Consider the following 14,904-nt stretch of genomic DNA (forward strand, 5'->3'; position numbering starts at 1 on the left):
AAATCCTGCAGCCTAGCGTCACCTGGCGAAGTGAAATTGCCAAGTGCCAACAATACCAGTTCGAACGGCGTGTCTGCTGCCAGCCAAGGCAATGCCAGCGGACTGGCTATTCAGGTTTTGAATGGGCTCAACCCAGTCCAGTTCCGTCCGCAGTTGACCGGATCAAATTTGAATAAAATAGGCAGGGTCGGCACTGGCGGTGGAAACCTGACCAAGCAACTGACGGTACGCTACAAACGCACCGCTGCCAAAATGACACCTGGCATGATCAAGGCGGGTGTCTTCGTTAATTTGGTTTATGAGTAAAGTCTGTTTAGACTCCGATTACTGTAGGAGGCAGTAACGTTAGCTGTGTTAACGTCCAGGCGTTAGTTTTGCCCGCCTCTGAGTGAATCATTTACTTTTCCAAACATCCGGAGTATGTCCCCATGGGCAATATAGTCATCGTCGACGATCACCCCCTGATGCGTATGGCTGTGCGCGTCATGCTCGAGCGTGAAGGGCATTCGATTGTCGCTGAGGTCGATAATGGGGTGGATGCGGTCGAGGTCATTCGCAAATTGCTTCCGGATCTGATCGTCCTCGATCTGAGTATTCCAAAAATGGATGGCCTCTCGGTCATCGCGCACCTGAAGGCCATTGGTATTTCCACCCGGGTCCTGATCCTGACCTCCGGCGACACACGAAATTTTGCCATGCGCTCACTGCAGGCGGGAGCCGCAGGTTTTGTGTGCAAGGACGACAATCTGGATGAACTGGTGGGGGCCGTAAAGGCGGTGCTATCGGGCTACAGTTATTTCCCGGCAAACACTATTCACCAGTTGCGTGACAACACTCAAGCTGCCAGTGAAGAGAGCATGCTGATCGCTCAACTGTCTGACCGTGAAATTACTGTGTTGAAGCTGTTGGCGCGAGGCATGGGCAACCAGGCAATTGCCGATGAACTAATGATCAACCACAAGACCGTCAGCACTTACAAAATTCGCTTGCAGCGCAAGTTGAGTGTAGAGAACCTGATTGCGCTCGGCGAGTTGGCCAAGCGCAACGGTTTGGCGTGATTCATTGCGTCTCCAGCATGCACCGAATCCGCAACAATTCCCTCTCGATCTCCTGAATCAGCGCCGGCACGGCGTCATGCTCATACTCGCAGCAGCGCTCCAGCTCCCGGCATCTCTCACGCAGGTAGTCGTTGTGCATCAACGCAGCGCTGCCGCGCATTCTGTGGGATAACTTTGAGAGCTCTGCGTCATTCCGCGTTTCGGCCAGCAGGCGCAATTCTTCCAAATCACGCTGATTGCTGCGTTTGAGTTCTGCCCGCAGTTGCTCGACGATCACTGGGTTGCCTCCGGTGATGGGCTTGAGCAAGTCCATGTTGAAGATTGGATGTTGCTGCGTGCGTTTCATAGCCGCCCGCTCAGCGCCGCCAGGCGATGGCAGAGCAGCAAGCCGCTGCTCCAGGATTGCCAGGCCGACGGGCTTGATCAGGCAATCACCCATCCCCGCGTTCAAGCACCGATCCATTTCCTCCTGCTGGGCGTCGGCCGTGAGCCCCAGGATCGTCAAGTGCCCTGCATTGCGACGTTGCTCTTCCTGACGGATGGCCAATGTCAGTTCAACGCCGTCCATGATCGGCATATGGTAATCGGTGATCAACCAGTCGATCGGGTGCTGTCGCCACGTCTCCAGGGCTTCCAGGCCATTGGTGGTCTCGATGACTGCGCAACCGAGGTACTCCAACTGGGCGCGTAACATCTGTCGGTTCAATATGTTGTCATCGGCGATCAGCACGCGCATGGCCCAACTGGGGGGCGTTTCAGAGGGCAGGGGCGTTGGGGTGTGCTGCTCCGGCAACGTTGGCAGTAGCTTGAGCTTGAGGGTGACGTTCACCGTGGTGCCTTGCCCAGGCGCGCTGACCAGGTCCAGCCGGCCGCCCATCATTTCACACAGGGAGCGCGACACGACCAACCCCAGGCCGCTGCCGCCGTGCACGGACAAATCCGACTGAGTGACCTGCGCAAAGGGTCGGAACAGAAGCCTGCGGTCTTCGTCACTGATCCCGATGCCACTGTCCTGAACCTGCAAGTGCATATCCAGCATTTGCCCGTTCTCCACCACGCGACACATAAGCCGGATGGTCACGCGGCCCCGTTCGGTGAACTTGATCGCATTGCTGACCAGGTTGGAGAGTATCTGCTTGAAGCGCAGAGGGTCGATTGACACGTCCAGGGTGGTGCCGGCATCGACTTCCAGGATCAGCGCCAGGTTCTTTTTCCTGGCCAGGCCTTCAAATACGCGAGCGACCATTTCCACCAGGTTCTTGAGGTTGGCCCTTCGCGGCGAGAAACTCAGGCGGCCGGATTCGATACGCACAATGTCCAGGGTATTGCCCAGCAGCTCCAGAAGGTTCTTGGCGGAGGTGTAGGCGATATCGATATTCTGCCGGTCCAGCACGCCATGGTCGGCACGTTTGAGCGCCAGTTCCAGGGTGCCGATCACCGCACTCATGGGGGTGCGAATTTCATGACTCATGGTCGCCAGGAATTGGGTTTTTGCGCGGTTGGCCTCGTCGGCCTGATCTTTCGCATGCTGCAATTGCTCGATGAGCTGATAGTGCTGGGATACGTCCTGCCAGCCACAGATCACCCCGGTGATGGCGCCGGTGGAGTCGCGAAAAGGTTGAATCCAATGCTCAATGACATGCAACTGCCCCGCAACGGTGATTTCCAGTTGCTGTTCGATGGCCACACCGTCCTCCATCGCCTGCAGGTAGCTCTGATGAAGCGAGGGTGCGAGTACCAGTGTGTCATTTGTCATCTCCAGCGCCGTTTTGCCCAGCACCTGCGATTGACACAGCTTCATGACGTGCTCGTAGCTGCGGCTGCAGGACAGCAGGTGCCCCTCACGGTCGCGTACGTACACGGGAACCGGCATGGCATGGTTGAGGGTTTGCAGGAACTCCAGTTGGTCGTTCAGTGCTTTCTCCGCCGCTACTCGGCGGCGGATTTGGCGTCGCAACTGGATGATCCTGAGGATCGAGATCAGCAGCATCAGCAAAGCGCAGCAGACGATCTCCAGGATCACGCGCTTGTAGTCACGCCAGGTCTGGCCGCTCATGGCCGCATTGGCGCGCCAGCGAATGGTGATCGCGTTGAGCTCATCGGGCGGGATGCTGAGCAATGCCTTGTCGAGGATGGACTGCAGCTCCGTATCGCCCCGACGCATGGCGAAGTTGGCGGTAGCGTCCCGGGAGTCGACGATACCGGCCACGCGCAGTTGTTTTTCATACAAGCGCGCAGTGTAGTAACGCGCCATGGATAAGGTCATCAGCGCGGCATCTGCTTCCCCATTGACTACCATGCTCATCGCGTCGAGGTTATTGGGCGGTGTCAGCAGGTGAATATCGGGGTAATCATGCCGGATGGTGTCGATCAATACATGTCCTTTGGTAATGGCCAGGCGTTTACCGCCGAGGGCAGAGAGGCTTGAGCGCTCACGACCTGACTCGGCGGTAGAGATAACCAGCGCAAATGAACTGGTTGCGAAAGGGTGGCTGAAACGGAAATGGCTCAAGCGCTCAGGGCTGGGCGTCAGTACCGCCATGTCGATATCACCGTCACGCAGGGCTTCTTGAATGCTGTTGAAACTGTCGGTGCGTTGTATCTCGAACTGCAGTCCAGTGCGCTGCGTGATGATTTCAAAGAGGTCGGATATCACGCCGTTGAAATGCCCATTGGCACCGAAAAAACCTGAGGGTGCCATATCATCGTTGATCATGAAGCGTGCTACCGGATGCTTGGTGAGCCAATGCTTTTCCTGTTCGGACAACTGCACGTTATCGTCAGGCATCACTGTGCCTCCTCCCGTCCAGCGTTTGACTACGTAGTTCATGCGCAGCGGGCCGAAGGAACTGAGTGAGGCATTTAGGATGCCCAGCAGTCGCTGATCATCGTCCCGTAGCAGAAAACCATAACCGCCCGAATCCATTTTGATGAAGCGCAGGAATTTCAGGTATCCGAAGAAGCTATGGTTAATCAGGTAATGACTGGAAACCGAATCCCCCAGGAAGATATCGATTTTCTGAAACGCCACCGCGGCCATGGCTTGGGTTGTGCTGTTGTAAATAAAGAATTGCGCCTGCGGATATCGCTCAACCAACTCTGAGTACGGAAGATAGTCCTTCGAGACGGCCACCGTGAGTCCCTTGAGGTCGAAAGGAATCGGACCCTCTTCATCCAAGCGTCGGTAGAGCGACGGGGCGTTGATGCTATAAGGGCGGGTGACCACGGTATTGGATGACTCGCGGTCGTAGTCACTGGAGCGGCTGATCAGATCAATTTCGCCACCCCTCAAGGCGGTCATGGCGTCGGCACGACTTTCGTACCGGATGACCTTCACATTCACCCCCAGCTGCTGTTTGATCATAGTCATCACATCGGCGCTGATCCCTTCGTAATCGCCATTGCTGTAGATCATGTCGAATGGCAGCGTAAAAGGTGCGACCACGCCCAGGGTCAAGGTGCGTCGCTGGCGCAACCAGGCCCAATCCCGTTCCGGTAAATCCAGCTTCTGGGGGGCCTCGCTCATTTGGCTGAGCAGGTGCAGCGGTTGCAGAGACATGGGCACTTCGGTCTGTGCAGCGCCGGCCAATGTCGGCAGCAGAAGGGTGAAGAAGACACAAAGTGAGGAGGGACTGAACATGAACCGGCTACCTGACTGCAAAAAACGAAAACGACCAGACCGGCCATGGGCATGGCCAGTCTGTTTGGGATGAAGAGCGAGAAGGGTGGGGCGCTTAAACGGAAGTCAGTACGACCCGGGGAATTGAAAGCTGGTCGAGGAGGAAGGGCAGTAGGGCGTTATCGGCCATTGGCGGTGCGATGACGTAACCCTGGATAATCGAACAGCCCTTGGCCTTCAGGCGATTGAGTTGTGCCAGCGTTTCTACACCCTCGATCACTAGCGAAAGGCCCAGGGCATCTGCCAGGGCGACGGTGTGGGTGATGATGGTTTCGCAGGACGCATGGGTGTCGAGTTTGTGCACGAAGCTGGCATCCAGTTTCAACTCGCTGAAGGGGAGCGCGCAAAGTCGCTCCAACGAAGAGTATCCCGTTCCAAAATCGTCCATGGACAAGCCACAGCCTAACGTCCTCAGTTGCGACAGGTTATGGGTGACTACATGGGTATGATCGAGTATGCCTGCTTCGGTTATCTCGAAGGTAATAGAGTGACCAGAGCATTCGTTGGCTCGCAAAAGCACTTTGATCGCCTCGACCAGCATCGGATTGTTCAGTTGGGCCGGATGCAGGTTGAAGGACATATTCAACGGCAGGTTCAAGCACGCCAGGTTGCGGCGCATGACCAGCCCCTGCTCGAACAGGCGCAAGAATAATTCATCCAGCAGGCCATGGTGTTCGATGGCTTCCAGAAAGTAACCGGGCGTGAGCAGCCCTTGTTGTGGGTGCCTCCAGCGTGCGAGTGCCTCCACCCCGATCACTGTATTTTTTTTCAACGAAAGCTGGGGTTGATAGAAGGCGACAAACTCGCCTTCTGACAAGCCTCGGCGCAAAGCGCTCTCGTCAGGTTGTTGTTCCTGTGCAGGGCGTAAGACCTGACCCAGGTTGGGTGTTATCAACGCAAAGGAGTTCATACAATGCCCTGCTGGGAATGACTGTGGGTCAATTCTGAAGGTTGAAATGAACTACGTACGTCAGCGATTTCTAGTTGCATCGTAGGACTAATCTTACTTGCGACTGAAAAACCTATAGACTCTTTGGGGTATTTGCACTGCCCAGTCGGTGCCTACGAAGTATTCAAGGACTTGATCTACCTATGATCCGAGCAGGCGAGATTGCAGATGCGCTATAGGCAATCGACCGTTGGCAAGCTTGAAAAAGTCTCAGTGCGCCTGAGTTTCGGCTTGCTGATCACGTTGCTGCTGGTGGTGTTCTTTGCGGTGACGGGTTACTGGGTGACCTACAAGGTTATTCGCGGGGAAGTGCTCAAGGTTGACTATCACTTCATGCGTTTGGTCGGACGTGCGTACGATCACGAAATCTTCCTGCTGCGCGTGATCAAGGCCAGCAGCCAGCTCGAATACAACCCAATGTTCAACCCCGTGGCGTATGTCGTTGATCACCGGACTCAAGGCGGCCTGCGTGTCTATAAGGGGCAATCCTCGCAGTTTCACACAACCTTTTCGGCGGCGCTGCCCATCCAGATCGCTGATACGGACAGCGGGGTTCTGAGCCAACAACTGCAACTGGCGAATGCGCTGGCCAACGTGCATGGCGACTTCTGGAGTGGCACTACGTTCAAACCACCGCAGATGTTCCTGATTGATCCGCGAAGCGACTTTGACATCGCTGTTCCGTCAATCGAGGTCGACACGCTCAATACGCAGCCTGAGCAAGCGAGCTTTTCCCAGGTGCTGGCTTCGGTCAAGCAGGCTGTACAAAAACTCCCTGCACGAAGCAGCGACCTGATCGTACGCTGGCGGCCTGCCCAGCACTTCATGGGTCACAAGAGCGTGCGACAGATCCTCGGTTATGTTTCGGGTCGTGTAGAGGCCGATCACTGGGCGCCGGGAGGACCGCCCAGAGAGCTGGTTGCCGCCACACTGCTCAATTGGGACGAGTTCATGACCCAAGGGGTGAGAATAGAAAAGCTGTATTTTGATTTGCCCCAGTTCGACGCCCTGGACATTCTCGCGCCGGATGGCACGCGGGTGGTGGGCGATGAGCGTTCGCAGCAGATCTACCAGTACGAGAATGGCTTTCATCTGACCTCATCCGGGCTGCTTATCAAGCGCAGCGCGGGCGAGTTTGGTACTTGGCAGGCGTTGTATCGAATCTCCTACCAGCAGTTATTACTGGATGCGCGCTGGCAAATGCTCGGTCTCCTGGGGCTGTTGCTGCTGTGTGCCGTCTCTGGCTGGTGGGTCAGCCGTTGGTATCGACGTCGCATTGTGGTGCCGGCGAGCAATGACTTTCGTGAATTGTTGGTCAACCACGATTTCAATCACTCTTTGCTACAGACGGTACCGCTGGCGTTATGCGTGGTCAAAGGGCCCTGCATCGAGGCTGTGACGCAAAACAGCTTGTATCTGGAGTGGCTGGGCGACCCCGCTGGTTTCGAGACGTTGATGGAACATTGGCTGTTGTTCGAGCAGGGGCGCCCGTTAGCGGGTGAGGGCTGCATGATGGTGGGTGCACGCGCCTTGCATGTGCGCTATTCCCCTACTGAGTATCTGGGCGAGAGTGTGTTGCTCTGTACCTTCACGGATATTTCGACTCACCGCGAAGCCGCCGCCTCGTTACTCAGGGCCCGCCAGGCGGCGGACGCGGCGAATGAGCAAAAGAGTCATTTCGTCGCCACCCTGAGTCATGAGTTGCGCACGCCGTTGTACGGTGTCTTGGGCACCCTTGAGCTGCTCGGCTTGACGTCGCTGGACGAACGTCAAAGCGGTTACCTGCGTACCATCGACAGCTCGTCAGTGTTGTTGCTGCACTTGATCAGCGATGTGCTGGACCTGTCAAAGATCGAGGCGGGCCAGTTGGTGTTGGAGTCAGTCGCTTTTGCACCACTCGAAATGCTCGAAGAAACCGTGCGTGGTTTCTCGGCGATGGCCGCGGGTAAAGGGCTCGCGCTTTACTGTTGTGTTGATCCTCGTGTGCCGGCACTGGTGCAAGGAGATCGTTTGCGTATCCAGCAGATCGTCGGCAATTTGCTTAACAATGCGATCAAGTTTACCCAGGCTGGCCATGTCGCCGTATACCTTGCGTTTATTGGTGCAGGCCATGAGGCGAAGCTGCAATGGAAGGTGATCGATACCGGTCCCGGCATGACCGAGGCGGTTCAGGCTCATCTGTTCGAGCGCTTCTATCAGGCGGACAACACGCCGCATACTGTCGCGGGTGCCGGCCTGGGACTCTCCATTTGTGCCCATCTCAGCCAGCTGATGCAGGGGCAAATGACCGTCGAGAGTCGGCTGGGTGAAGGCAGCGAATTCGTGTTTGAGGTGACGCTCGACGTCTTGGAAATGACCCGCCCCTCCTTGCCTGGGCTCGATGGTAAATGCATTGACGTTCACACGCCCTATGAGGCCCTGACTGACAACCTGTGCGCCTGGCTTGAGTACTATGGTGGACAGACGTGCATCATGGGCGACGAGTCGCGTGTAAAACCCGATGCCATTTTGCAGGTGATGCCTGAACGGTTGTCCGGGACTTTTTCCGGTGCCATTAACGTCTTTGCACAACATGATTTTAGTTGTGTGCCCCGGTTTATCGGACAGGACGTAGTGGTGAACCAAACCAGCGTTTCGGGTATCTGCCAGGCCCTGACGGCAGTGATCGGCGGTGAGCCCGTGGCGTTGGCGCAGGAAGAAACCCCGGCGGTACGCATGCATCTCGGTCTGGCGGTGTTAGTGGCCGAAGACAACCCGGTCAACCAAGCACTGATGAAGGAGCAACTGGAGCGTATCGGCTGCACAGTGGATGTCGTGGCCGATGGTGCTCAAGCCCTGCTTCAGCTGGAGCTGCAATCCTACGATGTGCTGCTGACCGACGTGAACATGCCGGTCATGGACGGTTACCGGTTGGTGGAGACGTTGCGCCAGCGTGATGTGGATATCCCAGTGATTGGCGTGACCGCCAATGCACTGCGAGAGGAGGGCGAACGTTGCATTCGCGCAGGCATGAACAGTTGGCTATCCAAACCGATGGATATTCAAGGTCTGTATTTGTGTTTGCGCAGTGTGCTTGATCCCGCTGTTTTCCAGACATTCGACACGAGGCGCTCGAGCGATGAGATTCATGTGCCGGAGCGTATGCTTGAGTTGTTCCTCCAAACCATTGCTCAAGATCTGGCCGCGCTGAAATTTTTGGCGGCCGAGGAGGACCGTCAGGAGGTGGTTCGGTTGCTTCATCGTGTCCGTGGTGCACTGGCTGTAGGGAAGGCTAAAGACCTGATTCGGGTGGCCCGCGAGTTGGAGGCTGCTGTTATGCGGGATGGTTATATCCGTACAAGAAAAGGTATTGCAGCGTTTATCCAGCGCGTTGAAGAGGCCATTGCCGGCTCATGAGACCATAAACATGGTCACGGATCTGTCTGGGGTTGGGTTCAAGCGCTTGATGAGCATGACGTGCCGTTTTCATCAGTGAAAACTGAATGTGAAACTGACCTGGCCAGTCGCTTTGCCGGGGGTCACTTTCGCTCCAGTTTGTATGTAGCTTGCACGTAACGGAATTCTGAAGGCGGTCATTCCCGGCTGTATATTGCCGGCTTTCCATTGGTTCGTGTTTCCTGCTGCGCCGGAGTCTGGACCAAACTTCACGATACCGCTTTCGTTGGTTATTTGAATGCCAATGCCTGACGCTGTCGACTTTGAATCGAGCGACAATACGCCTGATACATTTCCAGGATTTGAGGCATCCGTCAGTGTGATGTATGAACCGATACCGATACCTGGGTCCCCTCCGGTGCATGTCAGGTTGATTGCAAACAGGATTGGGCTGGAACGGCTACCGATTCCGTTGAAAGCCGTCGTCGACATCCTGCCCAGAGGCACCTGCGGTACAGGGGCAGATAAGCTGCAGGTTGGCGCTTGTGCTACAGAGCTGGAGCCCGTGACCGTCACGTTCCATCGGTTGCTGCAGGGGCAACTGAATACCAGTTCAACAGAGTTTGAAATCGCTAGCCGCCCTGCCTGGATCGGTCCGGTTTTAACAAGTTCAAACCAAATGACTTGTATGTACTCTTTCCCTGTGGTCGGCGTGGAGAATTTTGCCCCAGGGCTACTCATAGCGTTCGTGAGGGGGTTGGTAAGGTTTAGGAAACTGTCCGATGTCCACGAAGCCCACCACCGGATTCCAACACCTTTCAGGTTAGTGGCGTAAACATCTTTGCCCATTATCAGCGTGCTGTTGTTAATGCTGGTGTAAAGCGTTGATTGGCCGTCATAACTTGATGCTTTCATTGTTGTTGCGACAGGTGTTGATTTCCAAATGGTTTGGCCTATCGTGACGTTGCCCGATAGGTTTAGCGTTGGGGGGAGTGAAATACTGGAGTTTGCTGGTGCATAGGTCGCATCAGCTAGCGCTTGTTGTGATATCAGCAACAATATCAAGATAATTACACGCATCACTCTCGGCTGCTCCCATAGCTTTGATATAGGATGATTGAGACCAGTGAATATGTGTGTAAGAGGTTTCAAGTTTGGCTGTAGGAAAATTCGACATGATGCAGCGTTTGTAGCGCTACTCCCAGGGAGAGGAGTTTAGATGTAACAGGACATTATTTGCTCCACTGCGAGCAGATGCCGCCCTGATCAGAGCGGCATCGTGTGTTATCAGTTCGAACTCATGGCTTCAGCCTTCCGCCATCCGCCCCCCAACGCCTTATACAGCTGCACCACATTCAAGTATGAAGCCGTTTCGGCCACCGTCAGCGCATCCTGAGCACTCAGCAACGTACGTTGCGCCCCCAGTTCTACCAGATAAGCCGCGTTCCCCGCTTCATAACGAATATGCGCCAAGCGAGCGGCTCGCTCACTTTGAGCCGCCGCTTCAGCCAGGCTGCGCACCTGTCGCTGCGATTGGCTATAAGCAGTGAGTGCTCCTTCGGTTTCTTCGATGGCAGTCAGCACGACTTGTTCATAGCGTGCTTGGCTGCCTGTCTCGCGTGCCTGTGCTTCTCGCTGCCGCGCCTTGACACTGGCCAGGTGCAGCGCCGGCCAGCTCACGGAAGGCATCACGCTGAAGGCACGGCTGCCGCTGTCTCCTAGATCACCTCCACGCAATGCGATGAAGCCAAGGAACCCGCCGAGGTCGATCCTTGGGTAGAGTTCTGCGGTCACCGCGCCGATATCCGCGTTCGAGGCGGCCAGCATGCGCTCGGCACTGGCAACGTCAGGCCGCTGGCGCAGCACATCGCTGATGCGGCCGATGGGCAGTTGCATGATCAAGGCCGGCAGTGGTTGCAGGTCGGTCAGCGGTTGCAGCGCGCTTGGCTGTTGCCCCAGGAGTACCGCCAGTCGATAGAGGCTCAGTTGTCGGCGGGTTTCCAGGCCAGGCAGGGTGGCCTGCACACGCGCGCGCTCGGCTCGGGCACTGGCCAGTTCGTCTGCCGTGCCGCGTCCGGCGTCCACTCGGCCTTGCACCAGACCGACCGTCTTGTCTTGATTGATCAGGTTGGCGCGGGCGACCGCGAGTTGTTGTTGAGCGCCACGCATCAGGAAGTAGTGTCTGGCGACTTCCGATACCACGACGATGCGCGTTTGTGCCAGGTCGGCCTCAACCGCCTCGGCACGCGCAGTGGCTGATTCGGATAGCCGCTGCAACCTGCCGAACAGGTCCAACTCCCATTGCGCGTCCAGGCCGGCCTGATAGGTTTTGGCCAGGTTGCGCTCGCCGGTCGGACCAGGGTTGGCCTGGGAGAGGCTGCGGGTATAAGCCCCGCCGGCGGTGATCGTCGGCAGCCGGTCAAGCTGGCGCTGGTCCAGTACCGCACGCGCCTCCAGTAACCTGGCCTGGGTAATGCGCAGGTCATGGTTGTGTGCCAATGCCTGGTCGATCAGCGCATCCAGTTGTGGGTCCTGGAACTGGCGCCACCAGTCCTGCTGCAGGCGGGCATTGGAATACAGCATTGCGTCAGGTTGTTGAGTGAGGTGTACCGCTTGTGCCTGACGTGGCTGGTAGTCGGGCCCCACGGCGCATCCGGCCATCCAGGTTGAGCAGAGCAAGAGGGCAAGCGGACGCATCACGAAGGTGTTGATCAATGACATGGGAAACTCCTTACACCTTATGGGGCGCAGCGGCATCGGCAGCATCTGCTGCGGCGAGTTCACGGGCACGGGGGGTAATGGCCGCCGTACGGTGGTCGACGGCGATGAACGAATACATGGTCGGCAGCACCAGCAAGGTGAAGAGGGTGCCTACCAGCATGCCCACCACAATCACCAGCCCGAGGTCGTAACGGCTGTGGGCACCGGCACCGCTTGCGAACAACAAGGGAACCAGGCCGGCGACCATGGCCGCCGTGGTCATCAAGATCGGCCGCAGGCGCATTTTGGCGGAGTGCAAGATCGCGTCGCGACGATCCAGCCCTTGCCTGACTTGCATCTCATTGGCGAATTCCACCATCAGAATGCCGTGCTTGCTGATCAGGCCAATAAGCGTCACGAGGCCGATTTGCGTGTAGATATTGATGGTGGCCATGCCCAGCGCGAGTGGAATCAATGCTCCGCAAATCGACATTGGCACGCTGATCAGGATGATCAACGGGTCGCGCAGGCTTTCGTACTGGGCAGCGAGCACCAGGTAAATCACGATGATCGCGAACAGGAACGCCATGACCAATGCACCACTTTCCTGGTGGTACTGCCGCGCATCCGAGAGCCAGTCGTAGCTGAAACCAGGAGGCAGTTGTTTGGCTTGGGCCTCCAGAAACGTGACGGCATCCCCCATGGCGACCCCGGGGGTGGGGATTGCCTGGAAGATCGCCGAGTTGAGCTGGTTGAACTGGGTCAGTTGATTGGGTTCGACACCCGTCGATACGCTGACCAGATTGGACAGGGGCACCTGGCCTCCGCTGGCGCTGCTCACATAAAAACGTGCCAGTGCCTCCGGCGTCAGGCGCTCGCCACGCAGGCTCTGCGGGATCACGTCATACGAGCGCCCATCCATGGCAAACCGGTTGACGTAGTTTTCACCCACCAGCACCGCCAGGGTGTCACCCAGGTCTTTCATGGTCACACCCAGGCTGTTGGCCTTGGTACGGTCGACATTGATCTTGATCACCGAGTTGTTGTAGTCCAGGTCACTGTCGACCACCATGAACAAACCGCTTTTACGTGCGGCGTCTTTCAGGGCTTCCATGGCCTCATAGACCACGCTGTAGTCCGCAGCACTCTTGATCACCATCTGTACTGGCAGGCCGCCGGTAGAGCCGGGCAGCGAAGGCAATTGAAAGGCAAACACGTTGCTGCCTTCTATGCCGTTGGCGCGGTTCTGCATGTCGCCCTGGATCTGGTCGGCGTTGCGTTCACGCTGTTCCCAGTCGACAAAGTTAACCCCGCCAATGCTGTTGGAGACCCCATTGCTGCCATTGATCAGCCATAGGTTGCTTTGCTCGGGCAGGGTCACCATGACCTCGTTCCATTGCTTGCCGAATTTCTCGACGTAGTCGATGTTCGCATTCTGCGGCGACTTGATTGCGGTCAACACGGTGGACTGGTCCTCAGTAGGCGCCAGCTCGGTTTGGGCGCGGCTGTACAGCCACGGCACACTGACCAGTACGACGACCGCAATGGAGCAAGTGATCCAGCGGTGATGCAGCGACACGTCCAGCACCCGGCCATAACCCTGTCCCAGGCGCTGGAAGAAACCTTCGGCCTTACGCGCCATCCAGCCTTCGTTCATCTGGCTGTTGAGCAGTAGAGAACTCATCACCGGTGACAAGGTCAGCGCGATGATGCCCGAGACCACGACCGAACCTGCCAGGGTGAAGGCGAACTCCTTGAACAGCGAACCTGTCAGCCCGCCCATCAAGCCGATGGGCGCATACACCGCCGCCAGTGTCAGGGTCATGGCGATCACCGGGGCGGCCACCTCGCGGGCACCCAGCAGCGCCGCGTAAGTAGGTGACTTGCCTTCTTCGATATGGCGGTGCACGTTCTCTACGACGATGATCGCGTCATCCACGACCAAGCCGATAGCCAACACCATCGCCAGCAAGGTCAACAAGTTGATGCTGAACCCGAATAGCGACATGAAGGCCGCCGCACCGAGCATGGACAGCGGTATGGTGACCACCGGGATGATCACGGCACGCGCCGAGCCCAGGCTGAGGAAAATCACCAACACCACAATGGCAATGGCTTCGCCCAGTGTGCCGACGACCTCATCGATCGATGCGCTGATAAAGCGCGCCAGTTCGAACGGCACAGCCACTTTCACATCCGGCGGCAAATTGGCCCGGATGCCCGGCAGCAGTTCGTTGAGCTGTTTGACGATCACCAAGGGGTTGGCATTCGGCGCCGCATTCAAGCCAAAGAACACGGCTTGCACCCCGTCCATGGTGGCGCTGGTGTCGGTAGATGCCGCACCGAGTTCCACCGTGGCTATGTCGCTCAGATGCACGACACCCACCGCTGTCGATTTGATCACCATCTCGCGAAACTCCGCGACGTTGACCAGATCGGTGTTCACCTGGATATCGGAAACCACATACAAACCTTTGGCCTGGCCAGGGGCAGCCTGCACGTTGTTATTCAACAGGGCCTGAGCCACATCGCTGCCGGAAACGCCGTGGGCAGCCATACGGTTAGCATCCAGCCAGATACGCATGGCCATTTTCTGGCCGCCATTGAGGTCGATACTGCCGACCCCTTCAATGGACGAGAGCTGAGGCTGAACCACCCGTTGCACATAGTCAGAAAGCGCAGCCGTCGACAGGGTAGGGCTGGAGAAGCCGACATAGGCGACTGATGTTGCTTCGCCGGATGACTTCACAATCACCGGGTCATAGGCCTGTGCCGGCAACCGGTACTTGACCTCGTTGACCTTGGCCATTACCTGGGTCATGGCTTTATTGGAGTCGGTATTGAGCTTCATCCGTACGGTGATCACGCTTTTGCCCTGGGTCGAGGTCGACGTCATGTAGTCGACGTCTTCCACCGTCGCGACGGATTGGGCGAGGGCCTGGGTGATGAAGCCTTGCATCAATTGCGGCGAGGCGCCGGGGTATTGGGTGGTGATCGTCAGTGTTGAGCTTTCGGTCAGGGGGTACTGGCGAATCGGCAGGTTTTTGAGCGCCAGCAACCCCATCAATAAAATCAGGGTGCTGACCACCAGCGCCAACACTGGGCGCCGAACGAATAGATCAGTGAATTTCATCTGGGAATCC

8 protein-coding genes are annotated in these 14,904 nt (G+C 57.0%); 3 read left to right on the top strand and 5 right to left on the bottom strand.

All coding sequences use genetic code 11. The features are described 5' to 3' along the window. Positions 1-36: 36 nt before the first annotated feature. Together BLR69_RS30695 and BLR69_RS05405 are read left to right on the top strand one after the other, a co-directional pair. A complete protein-coding gene (locus tag BLR69_RS30695) occupies positions 37-306 on the top strand; it encodes a hypothetical protein (protein ID WP_134434916.1) in 270 nt (89 codons plus the stop codon). A gap of 122 nt (positions 307-428) precedes the next feature. After that, positions 429-1,058 carry a response regulator transcription factor gene (locus BLR69_RS05405; RefSeq protein WP_071495726.1) on the top strand — a complete coding sequence of 210 codons (630 nt, stop codon included), beginning with the start codon at positions 429-431 and terminating at the stop codon, positions 1,056-1,058. A gap of 1 nt (position 1,059) precedes the next feature. Here BLR69_RS05405 and BLR69_RS05410 read toward each other — a convergent pair whose 3' ends face one another. Both BLR69_RS05410 and BLR69_RS05415 read right to left on the bottom strand, forming a co-directional pair. After that, positions 1,060-4,698, bottom strand: coding sequence for a transporter substrate-binding domain-containing protein (locus BLR69_RS05410; protein ID WP_071495725.1), 3,639 nt, complete (start codon positions 4,696-4,698; stop codon positions 1,060-1,062). 94 nt (positions 4,699-4,792) lie between these two features. Further along, a complete protein-coding gene (locus BLR69_RS05415) occupies positions 4,793-5,647 on the bottom strand; it encodes an EAL domain-containing protein (protein ID WP_071495724.1) in 855 nt (284 codons plus the stop codon). Positions 5,648-5,854: 207 nt separating this feature from the next. On the opposite strand from BLR69_RS05415, the gene BLR69_RS05420 reads away from it, so the two are divergent. Beyond that, complete coding sequence (locus tag BLR69_RS05420) at positions 5,855-9,082, top strand: hybrid sensor histidine kinase/response regulator (RefSeq protein ID WP_083365772.1); 3,228 nt, start codon at positions 5,855-5,857, stop codon at positions 9,080-9,082. A gap of 72 nt (positions 9,083-9,154) precedes the next feature. Here BLR69_RS05420 and BLR69_RS05425 read toward each other — a convergent pair whose 3' ends face one another. The 3 genes from BLR69_RS05425 to BLR69_RS05435 form a co-directional block, all read right to left on the bottom strand. Then, the gene (locus BLR69_RS05425; RefSeq protein ID WP_134434915.1) at positions 9,155-10,141 is read right to left on the bottom strand and encodes a fimbrial protein; all 987 of its coding nucleotides are present in this window, start codon (positions 10,139-10,141) and stop codon (positions 9,155-9,157) included. A 207-nt stretch (positions 10,142-10,348) separates the two neighbouring features. Next, positions 10,349-11,782 (bottom strand): efflux transporter outer membrane subunit, encoded by a 1,434-nt coding sequence (locus BLR69_RS05430; RefSeq protein ID WP_071495721.1) that lies wholly within the window; start codon positions 11,780-11,782, stop codon positions 10,349-10,351. Between the two features lie 10 nt (positions 11,783-11,792). Next, positions 11,793-14,894: a MexW/MexI family multidrug efflux RND transporter permease subunit gene (locus BLR69_RS05435; protein ID WP_071495720.1), complete on the bottom strand. Its 3,102-nt coding sequence runs from the start codon at positions 14,892-14,894 to the stop codon at positions 11,793-11,795. Positions 14,895-14,904 lie beyond the last annotated feature (10 nt).

Source organism: Pseudomonas azotoformans, assembly GCF_900103345.1.
Classification (GTDB): Bacteria; Pseudomonadota; Gammaproteobacteria; order Pseudomonadales; family Pseudomonadaceae; genus Aquipseudomonas; species Aquipseudomonas azotoformans.

Excerpts from the sequence above, each read along its gene's own strand:
- BLR69_RS05405 (WP_071495726.1), top strand. The coding sequence starts at position 429 with ATGGGCAATATAGTCATCGTCGACGATCACCCCCTGATGCGTATGGCT.
- BLR69_RS05410 (WP_071495725.1), bottom strand. The coding sequence starts at position 4,698 with ATGTTCAGTCCCTCCTCACTTTGTGTCTTCTTCACCCTTCTGCTGCCG.
- BLR69_RS05415 (WP_071495724.1), bottom strand. The coding sequence starts at position 5,647 with ATGAACTCCTTTGCGTTGATAACACCCAACCTGGGTCAGGTCTTACGC.
- BLR69_RS05420 (WP_083365772.1), top strand. The coding sequence starts at position 5,855 with ATGCGCTATAGGCAATCGACCGTTGGCAAGCTTGAAAAAGTCTCAGTG.
- BLR69_RS05425 (WP_134434915.1), bottom strand. The coding sequence starts at position 10,141 with ATGCGTGTAATTATCTTGATATTGTTGCTGATATCACAACAAGCGCTA.
- BLR69_RS05430 (WP_071495721.1), bottom strand. The coding sequence starts at position 11,782 with ATGTCATTGATCAACACCTTCGTGATGCGTCCGCTTGCCCTCTTGCTC.
- BLR69_RS05435 (WP_071495720.1), bottom strand. The coding sequence starts at position 14,894 with ATGAAATTCACTGATCTATTCGTTCGGCGCCCAGTGTTGGCGCTGGTG.